The organism is Pseudoduganella sp. R-34, from assembly GCF_049904655.1.
Taxonomy (GTDB): Bacteria; Pseudomonadota; Gammaproteobacteria; order Burkholderiales; family Burkholderiaceae_D; genus Rugamonas.
Window position 1 is genome coordinate 3,742,048 of sequence record NZ_CP184572.1, and the last position, 24,600, is coordinate 3,766,647.

18 protein-coding genes are annotated in these 24,600 nt (G+C 61.5%); 8 read left to right on the top strand and 10 right to left on the bottom strand.

Annotated elements, in window-relative coordinates; genetic code table 11:
- Positions 1–101 precede the first annotated feature (101 nt).
- The 4 genes from ACN9MW_RS17135 to ACN9MW_RS17150 all read right to left on the bottom strand — a co-directional run bounded on the left by ACN9MW_RS17135 (position 102) and on the right by ACN9MW_RS17150 (position 1,274).
- Positions 102–335, bottom strand: a complete 234-nt coding sequence (locus tag ACN9MW_RS17135; RefSeq protein ID WP_426161645.1) for a major capsid protein — start codon at positions 333–335, stop codon at positions 102–104.
- A gap of 3 nt (positions 336–338) precedes the next feature.
- On the bottom strand, positions 339–599 hold the full coding sequence (locus tag ACN9MW_RS17140; RefSeq protein ID WP_426161646.1) for a hypothetical protein: 261 nt from the start codon (positions 597–599) through the stop codon (positions 339–341).
- Positions 600–717: 118 nt separating this feature from the next.
- Complete coding sequence (locus ACN9MW_RS17145) at positions 718–1,032, bottom strand: hypothetical protein (protein ID WP_426161647.1); 315 nt, start codon at positions 1,030–1,032, stop codon at positions 718–720.
- Positions 1,033–1,085: 53 nt separating this feature from the next.
- Positions 1,086–1,274, bottom strand: a complete 189-nt coding sequence (locus ACN9MW_RS17150) for a hypothetical protein (RefSeq protein WP_426161648.1) — start codon at positions 1,272–1,274, stop codon at positions 1,086–1,088.
- A gap of 88 nt (positions 1,275–1,362) precedes the next feature.
- Here ACN9MW_RS17150 and ACN9MW_RS17155 point away from each other — a divergent pair, with 88 nt between their 5' ends.
- On the top strand, positions 1,363–1,551 hold the full coding sequence (locus ACN9MW_RS17155; protein ID WP_426161649.1) for a hypothetical protein: 189 nt from the start codon (positions 1,363–1,365) through the stop codon (positions 1,549–1,551).
- 528 nt (positions 1,552–2,079) lie between these two features.
- Here the strand turns inward: ACN9MW_RS17155 and ACN9MW_RS17160 are convergent.
- The gene (locus tag ACN9MW_RS17160) at positions 2,080–2,964 is read right to left on the bottom strand and encodes a LysR family transcriptional regulator (RefSeq protein WP_426161650.1); all 885 of its coding nucleotides are present in this window, start codon (positions 2,962–2,964) and stop codon (positions 2,080–2,082) included.
- A gap of 96 nt (positions 2,965–3,060) precedes the next feature.
- Here ACN9MW_RS17160 and ACN9MW_RS17165 point away from each other — a divergent pair, with 96 nt between their 5' ends.
- Complete coding sequence (locus ACN9MW_RS17165) at positions 3,061–4,038, top strand: NAD-dependent epimerase/dehydratase family protein (RefSeq protein WP_426161651.1); 978 nt, start codon at positions 3,061–3,063, stop codon at positions 4,036–4,038.
- On the opposite strand, the gene ACN9MW_RS17170 is transcribed toward ACN9MW_RS17165, so the two are convergent.
- Both ACN9MW_RS17170 and ACN9MW_RS17175 read right to left on the bottom strand, forming a co-directional pair.
- Positions 4,035–6,239, bottom strand: coding sequence for an OsmC domain/YcaO domain-containing protein (locus ACN9MW_RS17170; protein WP_426161652.1), 2,205 nt, complete (start codon positions 6,237–6,239; stop codon positions 4,035–4,037). The two genes, ACN9MW_RS17165 and ACN9MW_RS17170, sit on opposite strands and share 4 nt — an antisense overlap.
- A gap of 75 nt (positions 6,240–6,314) precedes the next feature.
- Positions 6,315–8,087, bottom strand: coding sequence for an AI-2E family transporter (locus ACN9MW_RS17175; protein ID WP_426161653.1), 1,773 nt, complete (start codon positions 8,085–8,087; stop codon positions 6,315–6,317).
- Between the two features lie 170 nt (positions 8,088–8,257).
- Here ACN9MW_RS17175 and ACN9MW_RS17180 point away from each other — a divergent pair, with 170 nt between their 5' ends.
- Entirely contained in the window at positions 8,258–11,431 is a 3,174-nt protein-coding gene (locus ACN9MW_RS17180; RefSeq protein WP_426161654.1) for a di-heme oxidoredictase family protein, read from the top strand.
- 27 nt (positions 11,432–11,458) lie between these two features.
- On the opposite strand, the gene dkgB is transcribed toward ACN9MW_RS17180, so the two are convergent.
- Complete coding sequence (dkgB, locus tag ACN9MW_RS17185) at positions 11,459–12,256, bottom strand: 2,5-didehydrogluconate reductase DkgB (protein ID WP_426161655.1); 798 nt, start codon at positions 12,254–12,256, stop codon at positions 11,459–11,461.
- Positions 12,257–12,360: 104 nt separating this feature from the next.
- On the opposite strand from dkgB, the gene ACN9MW_RS17190 reads away from it, so the two are divergent.
- Positions 12,361–13,269 (top strand): LysR substrate-binding domain-containing protein, encoded by a 909-nt coding sequence (locus ACN9MW_RS17190; RefSeq protein WP_426161656.1) that lies wholly within the window; start codon positions 12,361–12,363, stop codon positions 13,267–13,269.
- Between the two features lie 33 nt (positions 13,270–13,302).
- Positions 13,303–15,270 (top strand): peptidase U32 family protein, encoded by a 1,968-nt coding sequence (locus tag ACN9MW_RS17195; protein ID WP_426161657.1) that lies wholly within the window; start codon positions 13,303–13,305, stop codon positions 15,268–15,270.
- Here the strand turns inward: ACN9MW_RS17195 and ACN9MW_RS17200 are convergent.
- Positions 15,267–15,767 carry a hypothetical protein gene (locus ACN9MW_RS17200; protein WP_426161658.1) on the bottom strand — a complete coding sequence of 167 codons (501 nt, stop codon included), beginning with the start codon at positions 15,765–15,767 and terminating at the stop codon, positions 15,267–15,269. The genes ACN9MW_RS17195 and ACN9MW_RS17200 overlap by 4 nt on opposite strands.
- 94 nt (positions 15,768–15,861) lie before the next feature.
- Here ACN9MW_RS17200 and ACN9MW_RS17205 point away from each other — a divergent pair, with 94 nt between their 5' ends.
- From ACN9MW_RS17205 to ACN9MW_RS17215, 3 genes are all read left to right on the top strand, one after another.
- Entirely contained in the window at positions 15,862–19,632 is a 3,771-nt protein-coding gene (locus ACN9MW_RS17205) for a CHASE domain-containing protein (protein WP_426161659.1), read from the top strand.
- Positions 19,633–19,693: 61 nt separating this feature from the next.
- On the top strand, positions 19,694–20,173 hold the full coding sequence (locus ACN9MW_RS17210) for a hypothetical protein (protein ID WP_426161660.1): 480 nt from the start codon (positions 19,694–19,696) through the stop codon (positions 20,171–20,173).
- A 5-nt stretch (positions 20,174–20,178) separates the two neighbouring features.
- Positions 20,179–22,425, top strand: coding sequence for a putative bifunctional diguanylate cyclase/phosphodiesterase (locus ACN9MW_RS17215; RefSeq protein WP_426161661.1), 2,247 nt, complete (start codon positions 20,179–20,181; stop codon positions 22,423–22,425).
- Here the strand turns inward: ACN9MW_RS17215 and fusA are convergent.
- Positions 22,422–24,536, bottom strand: coding sequence for an elongation factor G (fusA, locus tag ACN9MW_RS17220; protein ID WP_426161662.1), 2,115 nt, complete (start codon positions 24,534–24,536; stop codon positions 22,422–22,424). The genes ACN9MW_RS17215 and fusA overlap by 4 nt on opposite strands.
- Positions 24,537–24,600 lie beyond the last annotated feature (64 nt).

The following is a 24,600-nucleotide window of genomic DNA, read 5'->3' on the forward strand; positions in this document are numbered from 1 at the left end:
CACCAGATACCCAAGTAGGTCACCAACAAAATCAACGCCATACCCCACCCCACAAAAAAAAGGAGCGCCAAAGCGCCCCTTAGACTGTCCAGGCGCCAGCCTTACATCGCCGAGCGAATCAGCTTGAACGCCTTGATGCCTGCAACAGTGCTGGTGTAAGCAGCACCAACCACAGCCGCCGCCGCGCCAGCAGCCACAATTGCAGCCACGATAGTGGTGGTATCAATAGCGTCAGCCGCATGCGCCGAAACAGCCGCAGTAGCGAAACCGACCACAGCACCGCCAACAAAGCGCTTAGCCGAACCGGCGAACGCAGACTTCAGAATCTTCTTCATGCTTTACTCCTTATCTTCAACATTGAGCGAAATTGCCCTAGAAATCGCCTTCCACCCCCAAGCGACTGCCCAAACCCAACCGATGTTCAGGCTAATCACTTCGGCGTCCCGGATGCTCATATTGCCCAGTTCTTGCCAAGCATTACTTGCACCCGACTCCGCTACATAGGCGCATGTAGCGGTATTCGTTACAGAGGGATCAAGCGCAAGCAGCAACGTTCCATCGGACTGCTGCACAGTGCGCAAACAAACAGCCATATTCAAGCTCCCCCCCCCCACTACATTGCTATAGCTAACAAGACTCCCTAGCGCGCTCTCGCTTGCTTCCGACCCAATTTGTAAACAAATTGAATCGGCATGAGCCCTTCGGCATACGCCCCGGTTAAGCAGCTGGTGCAGGTGCTTTACCCGCAGGGGCCTTAGCGCCCTCACCTACCGGCGTGATCGTGTAGACCGCCGACTCCACGCGCTTATCACGCGAGATGGCAACTTCGAATTCAACCTCGTAATTTCCCGGCTTCAGGTCTTTGTAGCGCTCCGGCAGCAACAACTCGCCTATCAGCGGTTCCACCACGCCAGTTTCGCGATTGACCTTGTGAACGATGCACTGCGCCATGCGCATGTCGTAATCGTTGCCGGTCTTTTTGGAACGGCCGGAGTTCACGGCCACGTACAGAATTTGGATATTGCTTTTCATATTTTTCTTCCTTTAAGAATTCGCCCACTAGAGCGAGTAATCAATGCGCCGACTTAGCGCCCTTCCTCAACCGCTTGCTCAAGACGCTTTGCGAACATGGCACGAGCCACCTCTGTGAACGCCGCCGCCTCCTCGGGAGAGACCTCAATCTCCCCATAAGAGGTGGAGATAGTGAATCCGCGCTTCATGTCTGGAACCTGCTTACTCAGTGCATAGCTAGCACGCATCGCCATTTCATTCATTCCCGTCTCCTATCAGCCCACTAGAGCGATTTACCGTTACAAGTAACGAAAAATGTCATAATCAAAAATCATTCCTACCGACAACATCATGAACACCGTCATCGTCTACAGCCGCGACCTCGCGAACCTCATCACACTGGCCGACTTAGCCTGGAACCTACTGATCAACTGCCTCCTCTTCTATGCCGGCATGCGCTACGAGCGGCGGCGAAGCGGAAAAATCGAATACCACGACGACCACGGACCGAACTGGGACAGAAAAGAGCCGGAGCTATAAGAAATTCACAAACGTACTGTTGACCCGCCAGATGTAAACCACTAGCATTCGGTTCATGTGCTACGGATGTATCTGCTACAGACGTATCATGTGATACGAACGTAGCACTTGTCAAGGAGAAAAATGTGAAAAGCGTGAAATATTTGGAATTGGTCCGCCAGAAGCACAAATTGAAAACGGACGGAGAAGTCGCCGACCTACTCGGAATTAGCCGATCCGCAGTCAACCACTATTCGACTGGCCGCCGAATCATGGACCGCGAAACCTGCGCAAGGGTCGCTATGGCCTTGAACCTAAACGAACATGAAGCTATGCAGCTTATCGCTGCCACAGCAGCCGACCAAGCAGAACAATCGGGTGAGAAATCGCTTTGGGAGGTTTTTATGAGCCGCGGCGCAGCAGTCGCCGCAAGCGTACTGATGGCGACTAGTGTCAATTTATTTTTGACACCAGCCCCCGCAGAAGCAGCATCCATGCGGGTTACAGAGGGTAGTGACTCCTCGCAATATAGATTATGCGAAGTTATGGCTATTCCCATAGATCCTTCAATCCAACCGCCAAGGCATCAAAAACCGTCTTGCAACGTGCACTGTGCCGCAAATCCGAATGCATGGTGATCCATGTCGTCATTGTCATGTGCATTTCCTTTTCCAGGACACGAACCAGGGTCTTATCGCGCTCCGCCAGTCCAACCTGGTATGCGCCAATGCCCGCGCCTGCACGGACCAAGGCCATTTGCGCCAGATTGCTGTCTGTCCGATATGCGAACCCTTCACGCTTCCAGGCGCCCAGTTTTGCGCTGGCCGCCCGCAGGAATGGCGTCTCCATGTCGAATCCGATCAAGCTGTGACGCGCGAGGTCCGCAACATTTTTCGGTTCGCCTTGCGTCGCCAAGTAATCCCTGTGCGCGTAGAAACCGACGGCGACCTCACCGACGCGCTGCGCCAATAAAAGATCCTGCTGCGGCTGCGTCATCCGCACGGCGATGTCGACCTCTCGACCAAGCAAGTCCTGGACTGCGTCGCTCAGCACGAGTTCGATCGCCAGTTCAGGATGTTTGGCGCGAAGCGGCGCCAGGATCGATGGCAGGATTTCTATGCCTACGACTTCACTTGCCGAGATCCTTACGGCGCCGCGAACGGCACTGTGTCCGTGGGCGCTGCGTTCTATCGACGCGGCGGCGTGCTGCATTTCTTCGAGTTGGGTCCGCAACTGCAGTGCGGCCTCCGTTGGCTGCAGCCCTGACTGGGAGCGCGTAAACAAGGCCAAACCCAGGCCGGACTCGAGTTCGGAAACGTGGCGCCCGACCGTTGGCTGCGTCAATCCCAGCGATCGCGCGGCGCCGGATAAGGACTGGGCGTCCAAAACGTGCAAAAAGGTCCTGTACAGGTCCCAGGGAATCGACTTTGTCATACAAATTTGTATAGCCGCTACAAAGATTTAGGGAATTTTCGTTGGGCCTGAGTTTGGCCATAATTTGCTTCATCGTCAACTCAAGGGGAGCATGTCATGGATCGAAAATCGGTATTGATACTCGGCGCGAGCGGTGGAATCGGCGGCGAAATGGTTCGCCAACTCGTGGCGCGAGGCTGGACAATTCGTGCGCTGAAACGTGGCCTGGGCGTAGCAAACCGCATGGCTGACGGCGTCGAATGGATTGAGGGCGACGCAATGAACGCGCTGGATGTCGGCAGGGCGTCTGAAGGGTGTTCTGTCATCGTCCATGCCGTCAATCCGCCAGGCTATCGAGGCTGGAGCCAGCTGGTCTTGCCGATGATTGACAATACGATTGCCGCTGCGGCCTCGCAAGGCGCGACCATCGTTTTGCCGGGAACCGTCTACAACTTCGGCCCCGACGCCTTCCCGGTCCTGCGTGAAGACTCGTTGCAGCGCCCTCTTACACGCAAAGGCAAAATTCGCGTCGAACTGGAGACGCGGCTACGGAAAGCCAGCGAGCGTGGAAACGTGCGAACAATCGTCGTCCGTGCGGGGGACTTCTTTGGACCCAATGCCCGGAATAACTGGCTTTCGCAAGGGATGATACGGCCCGGCGAGGTGCCGGCAGAAGTCAAATTGCCAGGTTCACCCGGTATTGGGCATCAGTACGCATACCTGCCGGACGTTGCGGCCACCATGATTGCTTTGCTCGAAATGCGCGACAAGTTGCCGCGTTTCGCCAGCTATCACATGGCCGGTTATTGGGATCATGACGGCACCGAATTCGGACGCGCGATCCAGAGCGTAATCGAGTCGCACGGCGCAAAGCCTCCGAAGCTGAAGGCCTTTCCCTGGTGGCTGGTCCGCCTCGCGGCGCCGTTCAACGAAACCCTGCGTGAAATGCTGGAAATGCGCTACCTGTGGCAGCGCACCGTTCGAATGGAAAACCAGCGGCTGCGGAATGTACTCGGCGCCGAACCGCATACACCGCTGGAAACCGCCCTCGCCTGCACACTTGGCAGCCTTGGCTGCCTTCCTGCCAGGTCTTAACGGGCTTTGGCTGCAGCCTTGGCGCGCGCCGCGTGCAATTTCCTGTAACTGTCGATCTTGCGCTGATGCCTGTCGAGGCCTTCCAGCTTCATGCTGGTCGGGGTCAGGCCGTAGAAACGCACGCTGCCGTCGACCGAGCCGATGACCGCGTCCATTTTTTCGTCGCCAAACATGCGGCGGAAATTGACAACGTAATCGTCCAGCTCCATCTCTTCATCCAGCAGCACTTCGAGCACCGCGCTCAGGGCCTGGTAGAACAGGCCGCGATCCAGCGAGTTGTCGTTGTACTGCAGGAAGGCGTCGACCAGTTCGCGCGCAGCTTCGTATTCGTTGAGGGCCAGGTTAATCAGCAGCCTCAATTCGAGCACAGTGAGCTGGCCCCAGACCGTGTTCTCGTCGAATTCAATGCCGATGAGGGTCGCAATATCGCCGTATTCATCAAGTTCGCTGTTTTCCAGGCGTTCGAGCAGTGCTTCCAGGCTCTCGTCGTCCAGGCGGTGCAGGTTCAAAATATCGTTGCGGAACTGGAGCGCCTTGTTGGTGTTATCCCAGATCAGGTCTTCCACCGGATAGATTTCCGAATACCCTGGCACCAGGATGCGGCAGGCAGTAGCTCCCAGCTCGTCGTACACGGCCATGTAGGACTCCTTGCCCAAGTCCTGGAGGATGCCGAACAAGGCGGCGGCTTCCTCGGCATTCGAGTTTTCGCCCTGGCCGGAGAAGTCCCATTCAACGAAGTCAAAATCCGATCTGGCGCTGAAGAAGCGCCAGGACACGATACCGCTCGAATCGATGAAATGCTCGACGAAGTTGTTTGGTTCGGTCACGGCGTTGCTGACGAAAGTCGGACGTGGCAGGTCGTTCAGGCCTTCAAAGCTGCGGCCCTGGAGCAATTCGGTCAGGCTGCGTTCCAGCGCGACTTCAAAACTCGGATGTGCGCCGAACGAGGCAAACACGCCGCCCGTGCGCGGATTCATCAACGTCACGCACATCACTGGATAGGTTCCGCCCAGCGATGCGTCTTTCACAAGTACCGGGAAGCCCTGTTCTTCCAGGCCTTTGATGCCGGCCAGGATGCCCGGATATTTCGCCAGGACTTCCTGCGGAACGTCCGGCAAGGCCAGTTCGCCTTCCAGGATTTCCCGTTTGACCGCCCTTTCGAAAATCTCGGACAGGCATTGCACCTGCGCTTCCGCCAGCGTATTGCCAGCGCTCATGCCGTTGCTGACAAAGAGATTCTCGACCAGGTTGGTCGGGAAGTACACCACCTCGCCGTCCGATTGCCTCACGAACGGCAAGGAGCAGATGCCGCGATCGACGTTGCCGGAATTGGTGTCGTACAGATGCGAGCCACGCAGTTCGCCATCCGGGTCGTAGATTCCACGGCTGTATTCATCGAGGATCTCCGCCGGCAGCGCGTCTTTGCGGCCGGGCTTGAACCATCGCTCATTCGGATAATGCACGAAGTCAGCGTTGGCAATGTCTTCTCCCCAGAATTCGCCGGCGTAGAAGTGGTTGCAGCTGATTCGCTCGATGTACTCGCCCAATGCAGAGGCCAGTGCACTCTCCTTGGTCGAGCCTTTGCCATTGGTGAAGCACATTGGCGAGTGCGCGTCGCGGATGTGCAGCGACCAGACATTGGGAACGATATTGCGCCAGGATGCGATTTCAATCTTGATGCCGAGATTGGCCAGCAGGCCCGACATATTGGCGATGGTCTGCTCCAGCGGCAGGTCCTTGCCTGGAATGTAGGTGCTCGTGCCGGATGCCGCGTCGATGGTCAGCAAGGCCTGTGCATCGGCGTCGAGGTTTTCCACTTCCTCGATGATGAATTCCGGGCCGGCCTGCACCACCTTTTTGACCGTGCAGCGGTCGATGGAGCGCAAGATGCCTTCGCGGTCCTTGGCCGAGATATCAGGCGGCAGCTCCACCTGGATCTTGAAGATCTGCTGGTAGCGATTTTCAGGATCGACAATATTGTTCTGCGAGAGACGAATATTCTCGGTCGGGATATTGCGAGTTGAGCAATACAACTTCACAAAGTACGCGGCGCACAAGGCCGACGAAGCCAGGAAATAGTCAAACGGCCCAGGCGCCGAGCCGTCTCCCTTGTAGCGGATTGGCTGGTCGGCGATGACCGTGAAATCGTCGAATTTGGCTTCCAGGCGAAGCTTATCGAGAAAGTTGACCTTAATTTCCATGGGAATGTTCCAAAATAGTGCTCAAAATAGCGTGGCCGCTATTATCGGCCCTTTTCAGGCGCACCGCAAAGGCTGTCAGCCGATCTTGCTGGGCGTGACGAACGCCAGCGCCTCTTCGAACGATTGCAGCACCAGGTCGACGTGCGAAGCGATGGTTGCGTGCTCGTTGCCCACATCGTCGCGCGGGCGGATCGTTACCAGTTGCACGTCGGGCAAGGCCGCCCGCAACTCGGTCACGGCCGATATCCACGCTGCCGGCGCACTCTCGATCGGGTAGGCAATGAAGACCGTGGAGACCAGGTTGTCGGCTCCCGGGTCGTCCTCTGGTCCTGCAGGATCAAGGACAAAGCTGCGCGCATCCAGCTTCGCATCGCGGAACACCAGGACCAGCAGCTCGCTCAGGAACTCTTCGCGTACGCCTGGCATGGAGATGCAGACAATGACCGAACGCGCAGGCACGTCCAGCGAACCTTGCCAGCGCCCCAACCTCTCCTCGCGCTGGTGGCGCAAATGGGCGCCAACGTTCTCGTCGAGCATGGAGATGTTGCGGCGGCGGGCGCGGCTTGGCGCGTGGCCGGCGTCCAGCGTATCGGCCACCATTGCGACTGTCGCGCGCAGGCGGCTTTCCTGGCCGCTTTGCAGCCCTGCCCCCGCCATGGCGAGGCCGGGCAGCAGCACCCTGTCGCAATAACGAGCCAGGGTCGACTTGCGCAGGAAGGCGCGCGCGTCTTCGATAATCGCGTTGGCATCGCCGCTCAGCACCCGGTGGTAGAAGCGCTGCGCTTCATTGGTATTGGGCGATTCCGCGAACATGATGCTGATCGGCTCCAGGCTCTTGATATAGCGCCCGCCGACCACGATGCACAGAGTGAGCGGCGTGGAGAGCAGCAATCCCAACGGACCCCAGATAGCCCCCCAGAACAGCGCCGACACAATCACCGCCAGCGGCGACATGCCAACGCTATGGCCATACACGCGCGGCTCGATCACGTTGGCGACGAATACTTCGAGCACGATGAACAGCACGATGGCGTAAACAGCGAGCGTCCAGCCAGGTTCGACGGCGGCGGCAAACAGGGCGATTGCGGCGCCTGCGATCAGTGCGCCGATATAGGGCACGAAACGAAGTGCGGCACAAAGTGCGCCCCACAGTGCGGCGTGCGGTATGTTGATCAGCCAGAGCGCGATCGAGATCACCACGCCAAACGTCAGGTTCAGGAGCAACTGCGTAAAGAAGAAGCGCGACACGCCCTCGGCCGCGTCTTCCAGGCCTTTGATGGTGCGACTGACTTCGCGCTGGCCCACCAGCCGCAGGACGCGATCCCGCAGGTTTTCCCGGTCCAGCAGGATGAAAATCATCAGCACCAGCACGAGGAAAGCCTCGCCCAGGGGCCCCGAAACCACGCCGATGGCCTTGGCGATGGAATCGCTGGTGCTGGCGTGTTCACGAATCTCCACCGGCACCGGCCGCGGGCCCGTTTCAAGTGCGCTTGCCGATGGCTGTTCTTCCAGCAGTTGCGGCGCCAGGCGTGCCAAGGGATGCTGGGCCAGTTCTTCCAACGACTTTGACTTGGAACGGATTTCGGCGGTGTATTGGGGCAGGTCCGAGGTCAGCGCCATGACATTGGCGCCCAGGATCGCGAAAGCGCCGGCGAACAGCACGATCACCAGCGCCAGGGCGCCGAAGGTCGCATTGACGCGGGAAAGTCCGAGGCTGCCCATGGTGCGGATCAAGGGAGCCAGCGCGAGGCTCAGCACCAGCGCCGTGACCACAGGCTGCAGCACCTCCCTGCCAAAATAGAGAAGGCCAAGCACACACGCCGCCGTGACGGCAAAATTCACTTTCATTCGGTTCCACCCATGCCTATGCCAGCCGCGATCATACTTGATCTTCACCGGCCTGATGGCAATGATCCCAGGCTTCATCACTAGCAAGTGCGACGCACGCTTGACTTTCGTATCCAGATGGACAATATTGCCTACCAGCAATTGGAAAGGATTCCACTTACGGAGGCATCATGTTCACCAAACACAGGATCACCCGCGGTTTGCCCCTTGCCCTCGCCACGCTGCTGGCAGCTTGCGGCGGCGGTAATGGAAGCGACAGTACGGCACCGGGAACAGTGCTCAAGGCCGAGAGCGCGGTGCAAACAACGGAAGTTGCCTTGACGCCGGCAGGCGCCACCGCTTCTGCGGTTGAACGCGGCGACCTGTCTGCCGCAGCGGCCATCGACCATAACGACGGCACGCGCTGGAGCAGCGGCTTTACCGACGACCAGTACCTGACGCTGGATTACGGCAAGCCGGTCGCCATCAACCGCGTCAGGATTGCCTGGGAAAATGCCCACGCAAGCGAATATCAGCTTCAGGTATCGGATGACAACGCTACCTGGACCACGATCAAGTCCGTGCAAAACAGCCAGGGCGGCACCGAGGACTGGTCCGGCCTCGCTGGCCAGGGCCGATATTTGCGCATGAAGGGTATCAAGCGCTCCTCCCAATACGGCTATTCGATCGTCGAGATCCAGGCGTTCACCGGCACGCCGGCTTCCCCCACCCCGACACCGCAACCGGAACCGCTGCCTGGCGATCCTGCTGCGCCTGGCGTTGCGGTGAAGCCGCTCGCCGCAACTTCGTCCGCGGTGGAGAACGCGGGCATGCCGGCCTCCGCCGCGATAGACGGGCTGGCCAGCACGCGCTGGGCCAGCGCCAGGGAGGATGGCGCCTGGATCCAGTTCGATTTCGGCGCCCGGACTGCCATCGGCTACATGAAGCTGTCCTGGGAAAATGCCTATGCCAAGCAGTATTCCCTGCTTGTCTCAGACGATGGCAGCAATTGGTCGCAACTGCGCCTCGTCAGCAACGGCCGGGGCGGCACGGAAGAATTCTTCAACCTCGGCATCAATGCCCGCTATGTCCGCATGCAGGGCATTGCCCGCGCAACGCAGTACGGCTATTCGCTGTTCGAGGTGGAGTTCAAGTCGCCGGGCAGCGACAACACCCTGCAGCCCGGCGCGACGTCGGCGTTGCGCTTCCCGGCCGGCGGCCAGGATATCGTGCCGTTGCCAGTGGCGCCATCTCCACTGGAGACGCTGCAATTCACGCTGGCAGACGGCACCCTTGTCACCCGCTTCGGCGCACGCGGCTTCGCACGCCACGGCCGCGAGCGCGGCGAGGAGTGGAATGAAGTCGGCTACGGCCCGAACGAGACCGTCGATCCGGCAACCGGACAGGCTGTCGATAAAGGCCCCGGCAACTACCTCACCTTCGTGCCGCAATACTTCAAGAACCGCACCTGGGGCGTGGAAATCGTCGACAACAGCCGCGTTCCCGGCGTCACCAAGCCTACGCTGGTCGTCAACCAGTACACGACGGTCGATTTCCTGTCCGGCGGAATTGCCTTCTTCCGCGCCATCGACCGCCCGGGCGTCACCGGTTATGGCTGGATGGCGCCAGGGGAGCTGGTCGATCACAACGTCAAGGTCTGCAAACCGACGCCCTACCCTGCGGCCGGTCAGCTCTCGGCGCCGGGAGGCATCAATGGCGCCTGCACGCTGCTGGTCAAGCAGTATCCCGGGATGAACGGGCTCGATGCAAACGGCTTCCCGAATGGCAGCAATATCCCGGCGCGGCCGCTGGTGCTGGGCGATGCGATCGAAGTGTCTCCCTCCATGTTTTCCACTAGCGAGTCCATGCTCGGCAAGGGCGATAGCGGCGGCATCCGCTACTATTCAGCCGAATGGATCTATGTGGTCGGCACCGGCCTGCGCCCATGGTATGGCGTGCAGCCGCGCCTCAATTCGGTGCCGCTGCCGGCGGAGACCCTGTCAGGCGGCCTTGGTTCGGTGTCCTACAATTATTCGGACAACGGCCTGTTCATGTTCCAGCAGCCGCAGAACAATGCAGGCATGCAGAATATGCAGCGCTTTGTCGAAGGCCGCCGCCTGATCCACACCAGTTTCACCACGGGCGACCATAATGAGGCCGGCAACGACCGCTACACACCTGCCGTGGGCCTGCAGGGGCCGCGCTTCAACCATTCGGCCTGCATCGGCTGCCACGTCAACAATGGCCGCAGCCCGGCACCATTTGCCGTCAACCAGAAGCTGGACACCATGTCGGTTCGGGTCGCCGTGACGGGAGCGGACGGCCAGCAGTTGCCGCACCCTCTGTATGGAACCGCGGTGCAGATGAACGCTTTCTCCAGCACCGGCGCTCCACAGAACTGGGGCACCGGCGTGCGAGTTGCCGGCTTCGAGACACGCTCGGCAACGCTGGCCGACGGCACGGCTGTGGAATTGCGCAAGCCCCTGCTCGCCTACGAAGGACCGGCGCCGGAGATTGCGTCACTGCGCGCCGCGCAGCCGATGATCGGCACCGGCTTGCTGGAAGCGGTTCCCGAAGCCGATATCCTGGCCCGCGTCCGCAGCGCCCCGGATGCGGATGGCGTCAAAGGCGTCGCCAACTTCGTCTACGATCCCGAAACCGGCGCGGTGCGCCTGGGCCGCTTTGGCTGGAAAGCCGCCAAGGCAACGCTGCGCCACCAGGCCGCAGCGGCACTGTTGCAGGACATGGCAGTGACATCGCCGGTCTACCCGAACCGCAGTTGCGGCAGCGACCCTGCCGGTTGTAAAACTGCCACTGCACAGCGCGGTGTGAGCGAGGCCGAACTACAGCTGATCTCGCAGTACCTGGCCCTGGTCGCCGTTCCTGCACAGCGCAGCCTGCCAAGCGGTTTCCCGAAAGGCGTGGCGCCGCTCGAAGAATTGCGCGTCGACGCGCAGCAAGTAGGCGCCGGATCGCGCCTGTTCCAGGCCATGCGTTGTTCGGCATGCCATACGGTGGAAATGCGCACCGGCCCGGGACATCTGCTGGCGGAGCTGCGCAACCAGGTGATCCGCCCCTATACGGATCTGCTGCTGCACGACATGGGCGCCGGACTGGCCGACAATTTTGTCGAAGGCCAGGCCAGGGGCGGCATGTGGCGTACCGCGCCGCTGTGGGGTATCGGCTATACCGACAAGGTGATGGGCAATGGCGGCAAGGCCGGCTACCTGCACGATGGCCGCGCGCGCAACCTGACCGAGGCCATCATGTGGCACGGCGGCGAGGGTGAGGCCTCGCGCCAGCGCTTCGCCGCCCTGTCCCCGGCGGACCGTGAAGCCTTGCTGGCCTTCCTGAAATCGCTGTAAGTACGACAGCCGTGCCGGCCCGGGGCGTCAGTCCCAGGCCGGCGCCAGGCCTTCCGGGTTGACCATGCGGCCGTTGCGTTCCAACGCTGCGATGTCGACCATGTCCTGTGCGCTCAATTGAAGGCGGGTGGCCTGGAGGTTGCTGGCCAGGTTTTCGCGCTTGGTTGACGATGGGATAACCGCGTACCCGAGCTGCATTGCCCAGGCCAGCGTCACCTGCGCTGGCGTTGCATTGCGGCGCGCAGCAATGGCGCCAATCGCCGGGTCGTCCAGCACCTTGCCATAGCCCAGCGTCATATACGAAGTGACGTGGATGCCCTGCCCCTGCAGGAAGTCCACCAGTTTGCGGTTCTGCAGGTAGGGGCTCAGCTCGATCTGGTTGGTCGCGATCTGACCGGCGCCGACGGCAGCGATGGCGCGCCTGGTGTAATCAATATTGAAGTTCGAAATGCCGATCTGGCGCGCCAGGCCGCGCTCGCGCGCTGTCGCCAGCGCCACCATGTATTGTTCGACCGGCACCTTGCTCAGCGGCCAGTGGATCAGCGCCAGGTCGACGTAATCTGTGCTCAGCTTGACCAGGCTTTCTTCCAGGCTGGCGACCAGCCGGTCGGCGGCAAAGTTGTCGTTCCAGACCTTGGTGGTCAGGAACAGCTCCTTGCGGGCGACGCCGGATTCGGCGACAGCCTGGCCGACTTCAGTCTCGTTGCCGTAGATTTGCGCCGTGTCGATCGCGCGATAACCCGCTTCAATGGCATTGCGGACCGAGTCGAAAGCGGCCTGTCCTTGCAGGCGGAAGGTGCCTGCGCCAAACGATGGGATAGTCATTTTTCAGTTCCTTGCTGGGTTCAATGAGGCTGCCACTCTAGCTTCAAGACTTTTGCGGAAAAAGCCGGTTTTCCGAGAAAGATATTTGAGCAATAATCAAAGATATGAAGACTACCCTTGACGAGATGCAGGCATTTATTGCCATTGTGGCCACAGGATCGATCAGCGCCGCCGCTGAACGCCTGGGATTGACGGTTTCCGCAGCCAGCCGCACCCTGACCCGCCTCGAAGAGAAACTCGAAACCACGCTGGTTCGCCGTACCACGCGCCGCCTCGAGCTGACCGAGGAAGGCAAGGCTTTCCTCGATTGCGCCCGCACCATTGTCGCCAAGGTGGAAGAAACCGAAGAGAAGATGTCGCTGCGCCGCCAGGGTCCTGCCGGGAGGCTGCGCATCGATGCATCGACGCCCTTCATGTTGCACGTCATCGTGCCGCTGGTGAACGGCTACCGCGAACGTTTCCCGCGCGTGGAGCTTGAGCTGAACAGCAATGAAGGGATCACCGACCTGATGGAAAAGCGTACCGACGTCGCCTTTCGCATTGGCCGCCTGCGCGATTCGACCCTGCACGCGACGCCGATCGGAACCGGCCGCCTGCGCATCCTCGCCAGTCCCGCCTACCTGGAAAAGCACGGCCCGCCGGCCAACGTGGCAGACCTGGCCAACCACACGATCCTGGGCTTCAACCAGCCGGAGACCCTGAACGACTGGCCATTGGAGGACGCCGACGGCCAGCCCGTGCACGTCACGCCGGATATCTACACCTCAAGCGGCGAAACCCTGCTGCACCTGGCGCTGCACGGGGCCGGCGTTGTCTGCCTGTCGGACTTCCTGAGCAATGCCGACCGCAAGTCCGGCCGCCTGGTACAAGTCCTGGCCGAAGAAACGTTGGAGGTTCGGCAACCGATCAATGCCGTCTACTACCGCAATACGGCACTGTCGGCGCGGATCGCGTCGTTTGTCGACTACATGAAGGAAAAACTGGGCGATCGCGCCTTCAGCGAGCCGGTATAATATCCACCCTTGCAACTGTAGGGTTATCTCAGAATGTCATTGCTTGATCACGAGCTCGAACTGCTGGCGCCAGCCAAGACCGCGGAAATTGGCCGCGAAGCCATCCTGCACGGCGCCGATGCCGTCTATATCGGCGGTCCCGCCTTTGGCGCTCGCCACAACGCCAGCAATCCGATCGAGGATATTTCCTCGCTGGTGGAATTCGCCCACCGCTACCGCTCGCGCATCTTCGTGACCATGAACACCATCATGCACGATTCGGAGCTTGACCTGGCGCGCAAACAGATCTGGCAACTGTACGAGGCCGGCGTCGATGCGCTGATCATCCAGGATATGGGCCTGCTCGAACTGGACCTGCCGCCGATCCAGCTGCACGCTTCCACCCAGTGCGACATCCGCACGGTGGAAAAAGCCAAGTTCCTGGGTGACGTAGGTTTCTCGCAGCTGGTGCTGGCGCGCGAACTGACGCTCGAGAAGATCAAGCAGATTCGCGCCCAGGTGGACACCCCGCTTGAATACTTCGTACACGGCGCGCTGTGCGTGGCCTTCTCCGGCCAGTGCTATATCTCGCATGCAGACACCGGCCGCAGCGCCAATCGCGGCGATTGCTCGCAGGCTTGCCGCCTGCCGTACACGCTGTCCGACAACCAGGGCCGCGTCGTCGCCTTTGAAAAGCACCTGCTGTCGATGAAGGACAACGACCAGAGCGCGAACCTGGAAGCGCTGGTCGATGCCGGCATCCGCTCCTTCAAGATCGAAGGCCGCTACAAGGACATGGGCTATGTGAAGAACATCACCGCCCACTACCGCCTGCTGCTCGATGAACTGCTGGAGCGCCGTCCCGAGTTCGCCCGCGCCGCCAGTGGCCGCACCCGCGTGCTGTTCACGCCGGACGTCGACAAGACTTTCCACCGCGGCCACACCGACTACTTCGCCAATGGCCGCCAGGACGATATCGGCGCCTTCGATTCGCCGAAATACGTCGGCGTGGAACTGGGCACCGTGGTGCGCATGGGCGGCGACCATATCGACGTCATCACCAATGCGCCGATGGCCAACGGCGACGGCCTGAATTACATGAACAAGCGCACCACGGTCGGCATCCAGGCCAACAAGGCCGAAAAGCTGGGCGATAGCGAAGACGGCCAACGCTGGCGCGTGTTCCCGAACGAGCAAATGGCGGCCCTGCCAGGCTTGAAAGTCGGCACCGTGATTCACCGCAACCGCGACCACCAGTGGGAAGCGGCACTGCACAAGAAGTCTTCCGACCGCCATGTGGGCCTGCAACTGACATTGGCCGAGACCCAGGGCGGGCTGCGTCTCTCGATCATCGATGAAGATGGGATCGTCAGCACTACCGATGCGGCAATGGCGCTGCAGCCGGCGCAGAACGCCGAGCAGGCTGAAAGCGGCTTGCGGGCCAGCCTGGCGAAGCTGGGCAACACCATGTTCGTGGCCGATCACGTCGAGCTGAAACTGTCGCAGGCCTGGTTCCTGCCTTCATCGGCAATCAACGCCCTGCGCCGCGATGCGGTGGCCGCGCATGAAGCGGCCCGGCTGGCGGCCTGGCAGCGTCCAAAGCGCAAGGCGCCCGCCGAACCGCGCGCTGTCTATCCGGATACGCAACTGAGCTACCTCGCCAACGTCTATAACGAAAAGGCGCGCGAGTTCTATCACAAGCATGGCGTTGCGCTGATCGATGCGGCCTACGAGGCGCACGAGGAAGCGGGCGAAGTGCCGCTCATGATCACCAAGCATTGCCTGCGCTTTTCGTTCAACCTGTGCCCGAAACAGGCCAAGGGCGTGCAAGGGGTGCAGGGCCAGGTCAAGGCGGAACCGATGACGCTCGTCAGCGGCGACCACACCTATACGCTGCGCTTCGATTGCAAGCCGTGCGAGATGCACGTGGTAGGCGCCATGAAGCCGGGCATCCTGAACTCCCCTCCTCCATCGGCGGTGCCATACAGCCCGCTGGTGTTCCACCGCAAGCGGCCGAACTAAGCCAGCAAGGCGCGCGCTTCTGCCAGCAAGCCCTCGGCGCAGGGCTTGCCGGTCTTCGATTCCCTCAATGAGACATGCCACAGGCCGATGACGCCGGCCAGCTGGCTTTCGTCTTTTGCATGTTCGATGCGGCGCACCAGGTCGGCCGCCATCAGGCCGAGGTGCTTGCGCGCTGCGGCCACCATGAATTCGCGTGCCGCCGCCAGCGCTGCCGTACCGATGGCGGCAGGATGGCTTGCCGCCGGCACCGGCGCTGGCGCCGAACTGATCCCCACCAGTCCCTTGCGCAGCAAGGCTTCCACCGCCTCCAGCATTTCGTCTTCACCCAGCCAGGTCTCGATTTCACCGAAGGCCTTTTGGCCGTCGATCAGGATCAGCACGGAGCGCTGGCGTGCCGAGAGCCCGGCGCTACGCTGGACAAATTCCACCCGGCCCGCCTCGGTCTTGCCAAATACCGTGCCGCGCAAGCGGATTCGATTTTCTGGAGTCAATTGCATGTTGACATGCTACGGGGCAAATGTGACAACTTCATTTCAGCCTTGTACATCTTCCATGATATAAAGGCATCACCACTGACCCGCTCTCCGCACCATGCCACTTCGCCTGCGTACGCTGACAGTCCTGCTGCTCGCTACTGGAGCGTATTACCTGCTGGCGCGGCTTGGCCTGATGCTCGCACTGGCGCAAAGCAATGCCAGCCCGATCTGGCCGCCATCGGGCTTCGCACTGGTGCTGCTGTTGCGCTTTGGACGGCAGTTGTGGCCTGCGATCCTCGCCGGTGCCTTCTTCGCCAACCTGGCTGTCTTCCATAACAACAACGTCGCCTCCTTGCCGGTGCTGCTGACAGTCTCGCTGACGATTGCCATCGGCAATACCTCAGAGGCACTGGTGGCCAACTGGCTGTCACAGAGGCTTGGCATCGCCGGCATGGCTCTGAATAACCAGCGTGAGGTATACAAGTTCGGCGCAGTGGCTGCTGTCGCCGCCCTTGCATCGGCGGCAGTTGGCGTGGTCTCGCTCGAACTGTCCGGCATCATCCCGCCGGCACTGACCTGGCAAGTCGCTGCCACCTGGTGGACCGGCGACTTCCTCGGAATGTTGCTGCTGGCGCCGCTGGCGATGGCGATTCCCACCCATCCAGCCTGGCCGCAATGGTCGCCAGGCCAATGGGCCTTCCTCGCTGCGCTGGCGATTGCCACGCTGGCTGTCTTCCTGAGCGATTCGCATCTCGCCGCAGCCCAGTTCCTGCCTTACTGCCTGCTGTTCTTCCTGGGCCTGGCGGCAGTGAAGCGCTGGCGTTCCATGGTGCGCATCGCGCTCGCCATCATTTCCGGCATCGCGATACCGGCCACGGTCATGGACCACGGGCCCTTTGTTTCCGGCGTCCTGCACCATTCGCTGCTCTCGCTCTCGACCTACCTCGCGATCAGCAGCATACTGGCCTGGGTCCTGGCCACGGAGGAGGAACCCGGGCTCGCGGAAAGCTACGTCTGGACCCCGATCCTGATCCTGTTGGCCTGCATGACGCTGACCGTAAGCGCCTGGGGCTGGATCACCTACGACACCGAATCCCGCACCAGCGAGCGGTTCCAGCGTGCCGCGGACAATGTGCGCGAAACCATACGCCTGCGCATGGAGGGCTACGAATCCCTGCTGCGTGCCGGCACGGCGCTGTTCGATGCCTCCTATAGCGTCGAGCGCGAAGAATGGCAGCAGTTCGTGACCGGACTGGAGCTGCCAAAGCAGTATCCGGGCGTGCTCGGCATGGGGTATGCGCGTTTTGCGCCAGCTGGCGCCGTCGCCGCGCTGAACAAGGAAATCAAGGTCTGGCCGGAAGGCGACCGCGACCTGCATGCAGCAATCGTCTACCTGGAGCCGCAATCGGAACGCAACAAGTTCGCGATCGGCTACGACATGATGTCCGAACCGACGCGCAGGGACGCCATGGTTGCGGCCATGCAAACGGGCAAAATGACTGCCAGCGGCCCCATCACGCTGGTGCAGGAGATCAAAGGCCCCAAGCAGGTCGGCTTCCTGATGTTCAATCCGGTTTATAGAAAAGACAGCGCTGGACATCGCGAATTGCAGGGCTTTGTCTACAGTCCCTTCCGCATGGGCGACCTCATGCAAGGCATCTTTGGCAGCGACCTGCGTGAGGTGCGCCTCGACGTCTACTTCCAGGACACCAAGGGGCAACTGATGTACACGAGCACTGGCAGCAGCGGGGGACAGAGCTTCACCCGCCTTTCCAGCCTGCAGTCCGTGCCGGTCGGCGACAACGGCCAGACCTGGGCATTGAATGTGCGCCCGACCGCCCTGTTCGACGCCGCGGTCGACCAGGGCAAATCCTTCATGGTGCTGGTGATGGGCACGTTGATCAGCCTGCTCTTCTTCGGCGCCAGCCGCAACCTGGTGCATGAACGTATTGCTGCCCTGCGCGCCAAGGACCAGTCGGCAAAGCAGCTCGAGCAACAGACTGCCAGCCTGGAAGAATCGGAAGCGCGCTTCAAGCTGCTCACTTCCCACATCCGCAACCACGCCATCGTGCTGCTCGACCCGACCGGCACCATCACCACCTGGAATGATGGCGCCGAAAAGCTGTTCGGCTACAAGGCGGCAGAGATCGTCGGCCAGCCCCTGAAGGTCCTGTCGACCGAAAGCCATGCGATCACCAGCATGACCCTGGCCCTGGAACACGGCCAGTATGAAGCGACCTCGCTGCGCCGCCGGCGCGACGGCAGCACCTTCCTCGGCCTGAAACAGCTGTTCCCCGTGCGCGACGACCATGGGCTCTGCATCGGCTACGCCATGATCATGCGCGACGTCACGGCCGAAAAGGCCGCCGAGAAGGAACTGAACGACGCCAAGACCCAGGCCGAATCGGCCAGCGCCGCCAAGAGCGCCTTTGTCGCCAACGTCAGCCACGAATTGCGCACGCCGATGAATGCAGTGCTGGGCGTCAGCCAGATCCTGGCCCGGACGCCGCTCAATGCCGAGCAGCGCCAATATCTCGACATGGTCTCCGGTGCCGGCCGCTCCCTACTTGCCTTGCTCAACGATGTGCTCGATTTCTCCAAGATCGAGGCCAACAAGCTGGAGCTGGTCGACGACGATTTCCTGGTCGAGGACGTGCTGTGCGCGCTGGCCGCCGTCATGGCCATGACCAGCGCCGACAAGGGCCTGGCATTGTCCCTGTGCGTGGATGCGGACGTGCCTGTCTCGCTGCACGGCGATGTGCAGCGCATCCAGCAAGTGCTGCTCAACCTGGTCAGCAATGCCCTCAAGTTCACCGACAGCGGCAGCGTCACCGTGCATGCCAGCCGCGATCCGGCCGACCCCGGCATGCTGCGCTGGGAAGTCAGCGATACCGGCATCGGCATCAGCCCCGAGCAATTGCAACGCCTGTTCACACCGTTCAGCCAGGCCGACGCTTCAATGGCGCGGCGCTATGGGGGGACCGGACTGGGGCTCGCGATTTCCCAGCGCCTGGTGCAGATGATGGGCGGCACGATCGAAGTAGCGAGCACGCCGGGCCGCGGCACCACTTTCACCTTCCTGATGCCGCTGCGCGAGGGCGACCTGCCCGACCCGTACGCTTTGACCGGGGCGAAGCGCAACTGGCGCGTGCTGTACGCCGACCCCGGGCCGCACTTGCACGACGACGTGGTGCAGTTGGCTGCGCGCTGGGGCTGGCGCTGCGACACGGTTGATTCCGCGGCCGGGATCGGCGCCGCCCTGGCGCGCGCCAATTACGATTTGCTGATCTATGACAGCAGCTTCGCCGGTACCGCGCGTGCAAGCGATGTGCCGCAACGTATCTGCGTGCGCAGCGGCGCGCAGGATACAACGGGCGGCCCGCGGCCCGACCCCGAGCTGTTGCGCCCCCTGACGCGTTCCGCCCTGTTCTACGCCCTGAGCACCCAGGCCGACAAGGGAGGCGCCCAACAGGGCGCCTTCAGCAGCGGCAGCAAGGTGCTCACAGGACAATCCATCCTGCTGGCCGAGGACAATGCGCTGAACCAGCTGGTCGCGCGCAGCATGCTGGAAGCGGTCGGCGCCAACGTCCATATCGCCGAGAACGGGGCGCAGGCTGTCGATTTCCTGCGCCATGGCGAGCCGCCGGTGGACCTGGTCCTGATGGACGTGCAAATGCCGGTGATGGACGGCTTCAGCGCCACCCAGGCAATCCGCAAGGAACTGGGCCTGGACGTGCCCGTACTTGCCATGAGCGCCGGCGTCACCATCGGCGAACGCGCCGAATGCGATGCCGCCGGCATGAACGGCTTCGTTGCCAAGCCAGTCGATGGGGATGACTTAATTACAACGATTTTGCAATTTGTTCATGCCAAGGCCCGCAATTGAAATCTAAAGAAATGACACAAACGCTATAATTGGCCGGCAGTCATTAAATTTTTGGAAATAAATGAAAAAGCTTTTCATTGGGGCTACCTTTGCTGCCCTGTCGATGCCGGCGCTTGCCGACACCTTTAGCGTGATTGAAAACCAGCCGTTATCCGAACTTTGGGTAAATCCGGGCTTCTACTCCTATCACTTCCAGCGCGACAAAGGCTTCGACGATACCAATCCCGGCTTCGGGGCGGAATACCGCTTTTCCACTGTTGCCTCAGTGACTGCAGGGCGCTTTCACAACAGCGACCGCCAGATGTCGAATTACGCCGGCGTGTATTACCAGCCCTGGGCAATCGGCCCGGTGCGACTCGGCGCCGTGATCGGCGGCTTCGATGGCTATCCAAAAATGCGCGATGGCGGATGGTTCCTCGCGGCAATTCCAGTGATCAGCGTGGAATACCAACGCGTTGGCGTTAACTTTGCTATCGTACCTACATACAAGGAACGTTTGCATGGCGCTCTCTCCGTGCAGCTCAAGTTCAAACTGATGTGATTCAAATGAACAAGCGCACATCCATTGAACACTTGCAGTCCAGCTCGCTGGAGGAATTACAGCGGCTGGCTGGATTTGTGTGTGGAAAACCGGTGCCGGCCGAGGCACTGGAGGATGAGCAGCTCTTGTTCAGCCATTTGCCGGATAAGCATTCTCCCGAACAGCATGCCGCGCTGGCCGATATCGCCCATTGCCTGCGCACCCAGCAAAGCCTGCGCCAGGGGCTGGCCCGGGCCAGGGGTTTCCTGGCCGGGTTCGCCGAGCACGCACCGGCCCCGCTCTGGATCAGGGATGCGGCCGGCAATTACGTGATGGGAAGCGGCCTCGAGCAGCAGGACGGCGCGCCTGAGAATCCGGACGTCACCAAGACCATGGAGACAACCGACGAAGGCAAGCGCCATTGGCTGGTGCATAAATTCCCCATTCACGTGAATGGCGAATCCTTTACCGGCGGCTCCGCGATCGACGTCACCACCGAGGTGGAAAAAGAACGCGCCCTGATCCGCCATGACAATTTTTATGTGCTGCTGTCGCGCATGAGCGCCCTGATCCCCCGCTCGCGCACGCTGGAGCAGCTGTGCCTTGATGCCTGCCGCCTGGCAGCGCACCAGCCCAGCCTTGATTGCGCCGCCATCAGCCGCCGCGCCGACGATGGCACGCTCTACCTGTTTGCCTCGGCCAGCCGCGAAGGCCAGGAGCGCCACTGGAGCGCTGGCGAAACGCCGCCGGACTGGCTGGCGGCGGAACTGGCGGCCCATGTGCTGGCCACCGGCCGCGTCCAGTCGGGTTCGCGCAAGGGCCACGAGATCGCGTCCTGCATGGCGGTGCCGCTGTTCGTCAACAACCAGCCCTGGGGCGTGGCGACTTTCTATTCGCGCCGCGAACAGCATTTCGACGCCTTCTATCGCGAGCGTGCCGGTGAGTTGAGCAACGAGCTGAGCTACGGGATCGAGCGCCTGGTCAATGCCCAGGAAATGCACCGGCTGGCGCGCACCAATGTGCTGTCCGGGCTGCCAAGCCGGCTGCAGTTCGAGGAAGAGATTGCCGCCCTGGCCGCTTCCGACGCGCGCGGCACGGTCCTGCTGGTCAACATCAACCGTTTCGACGAAATCAGTTCCGCCTACGGCAATGCCGCCGCCGTCGGCCTGATGCGCCATATCGCCCAGCGCCTGCGCTCGGTGGTCGCGGAAAGCATGCTGCTGGCCCACGTCGGCGTCGGCCGCTTTGCAGTCTTCCTGCCCGCGCACGGTACCCAGACTGCCGCGGAATTCATCCACGAGACGGCGGTGCCGATGCTGCAAGGCGCCTACCAGGTCAAGGAGCACAAGATCTGGTGCACCATCAACGCCGGGGCCGCCGCCCTGCCCGACGATGGCACCACGGCCGACGAGTTGCTGGTCAAGGCCTGGGACGCGCTGGCCGCGGCACGCGACCTCGACCTGCGTTTCGGACAGTATGACCGCGCCGCCGACCGCGTGGTGGCGCGCCAGATCAGCCTTGAAGTGGAATTGCGCGACGCGTTGGAACGCCAGGAGTTCGTCAATTTCTACCAGCCGAAAATCGACCTGCGCACCGGCAAGCTGACCGGCGCCGAAGCGCTGGTGCGCTGGCGCCATCCCCTGCGCGGCCTGGTGCCGCCGTCGGAATTCGTGCCGGAGCTCGAGCGCACCGGCCTGGTGATCGCCGTTGGCCGCCAGGTCATGCAGCGCGCCATGCAGGACTGGCGGGCCTGGCACGATGCCGGGCTGCAGCCGCCGCAAATTGCCGTCAACGTGGCGCCGGCCCAGTTCCGCTGCGATTCCCTGTTCAGCGACATCGAGCATGCCCTGCACACGGCCGGCGCCGACAAGCAGCCGTTGTCGATCGAGATTACCGAAAGCTCCCTGGTCTCGGACCATGACCGCGTGGTCGAAATCCTCAATAAGGTGCGCGCGCTGGATGTGCCGGTGGCCATCGACGATTTCGGCACCGGCTATTCCTCGCTGTCCTATCTGGTCAGCCTGCCGGTGGACGTGATGAAGATCGACCGTTCCTTCGTCACCCGCATGTCGCTCGATGCGGGCTATATGGGCCTGGTCAGCACGGTGGTGTCGCTGGCGCACAACCTTGACCTCAAGGTCGTGGCCGAGGGGATCGAGACCGAAGAAGAAGCCAAGCTGCTCAAACTGCTGCGTTGCGAACAGGGACAGGGCTACCTGTATGGCCACCCTGTCCCGGCCGACGAATTCGCGGCCTTGCTCGAACCGGCCTAGTGCTTCGACGCGGCGCGCGCCGTCGCCACCTGGTCGAGGATGTGCTTGGGCACCGCCGCGTAGTGCTGGAACTCCATGGTGTAGGTCGCCCGTCCCTGCGTCAGCGAACGCAGCGAAGTGGAATAGCCGAACATCTCCGCCAGCGGCACCAGCGCGCGAATCTGCTTGCCGCCGCCCCCGGGGATTTCGTCCATGCCCTGCACCATGCCGCGCCGCGTGGTCAGGTCGCCCATCACATTGCCCATGAATTCCTCGGGCGTCTCCACCTCGACGTGCATCATGGGCTCCAGCAGCTGCGCGTCAGCCCTGCGCATGCCTTCCTTGAAGGCCATCGAACCGGCCATGCGAAAGGCGTTCTCGTTCGAGTCCACGTCGTGGTAGGAGCCGAAAGTCAGCGTGGCGCGCACGTCGACCACCGGATAGCCAGCCAGCACGCCGGTATTGAGCGTCTCGCGGATGCCCTTCTCCACCGCCGGAATGAACTCGCGCGGCACCACGCCACCCTTGATGGCGTCCACGAACTCGAACCCCTTGCCCGCTTCCATCGGTTCCAGCTTCAGCACCACGTGGCCATACTGGCCCTTGCCGCCTGATTGCTTGATGAACTTGCCCTCGATATCGCTGACCGCCTTGGTCACGGTTTCGCGATAGGCCACTTGCGGCTTGCCTACCGTGGTTTCGACGCTGAATTCGCGGCGCATGCGGTCCACCAGGATTTCCAGGTGCAGCTCGCCCATGCCGGACATGATGGTCTGGCCCGATTCCTCGTCGGTATGCACGCGGAACGACGGGTCTTCCTGCGCCAGGCGGTTCAGGGCGATCGCCATCTTTTCCTGGTCGGCCTTGGTCTTCGGCTCCACCGCCTGTGAAATCACGGGCTCGGGGAAGACCATTTTTTCCAGGATGATCACCTTGTCCGGATTGCTCAGCGTGTCCCCGGTGGTCACGTTCTTCAAGCCCACGGCAGCGGCGATGTCGCCCGCGAACACTTCCTTGATCTCCTTGCGTTCGTTGGCGTGCATCTGCAGGATGCGGCCCAGGCGCTCTTTCTGCCCCTTGGTCGGGTTGTACACGGTATCGCCCGAATTCACGATCCCCGAATAGACGCGGAAGAAGGTCAGCTGGCCGACGAACGGGTCGGTCATGATCTTGAAGGCGAGCGCGGAGAACGGCTCGTCGTCCGATGGATGGCGTTCGATCTCGTTGTCGTCTTCGTCGTGACCCGCGATGGCCGGCACGTCGACCGGCGACGGCAGGTACTCGATCACCGCATCCAGCATCGCCTGCACGCCGCGGTTCTTGAATGCGCTGCCGGCCAGCATCGGCACGATCTCGTTGCGGATCGTGCGTTCGCGCAGCGCCGCCTTGATCTCGTCTTCGCTCAGGGTCTCGCCATTCAGGTATTTCTCCGTCAGCTCGGGCGTCGCCTCGGCGGCGGCTTCGATCATATGGTCGTGCCACTGCTGCGCCAGCTCTTTCAGGTTCGCGGGAATGTCCTCGTAGGTGAACTTGACGCCCAGCGTCTCGTCGTCCCACATGATGGCGCGCATCTTGACCAGGTCGACCACGCCGTGGAAATTCTCCTCGGCGCCGATCGGGATCTGGATCGGCACGGCAGTGCCTTTCAGGCGGTCCTTGATCTGCCGCTGCACGCGGAAGAAGTCCGCGCCGACGCGGTCCATCTTGTTGACGAAGGCAAGGCGCGGCACCTTGTACTTGTTGGCCTGGCGCCAGACGGTTTCCGATTGCGGCTGCACGCCGCCGACCGAGTCATATACCATGACCGCGCCATCGAGCACGCGCATCGAGCGTTCGACTTCGATCGTGAAGTCGACGTGGCCCGGCGTGTCGATGATATTGATGCGGTGCTCGGGGAAGTTCCCGCCCATGCCTTTCCAGAAGGCGGTGGTCGCTGCCGAGGTGATGGTGATGCCGCGTTCCTGCTCCTGCTCCATCCAGTCCATGGTCGCGGCGCCGTTGTGCACCTCACCCAGCTTGTGGTTGACCCCGGTGTAAAACAGGATGCGCTCCGTCGTCGTGGTCTTGCCAGCGTCGATATGGGCACTGATGCCGATGTTGCGGTAACGCTCGATAGGTGTCTTGCGGCTCATCACAATCTCCTTGAACGATGCCTTGCGGGCATCTTCGATTCTATCAGTAACAGGAGTGCGAAGA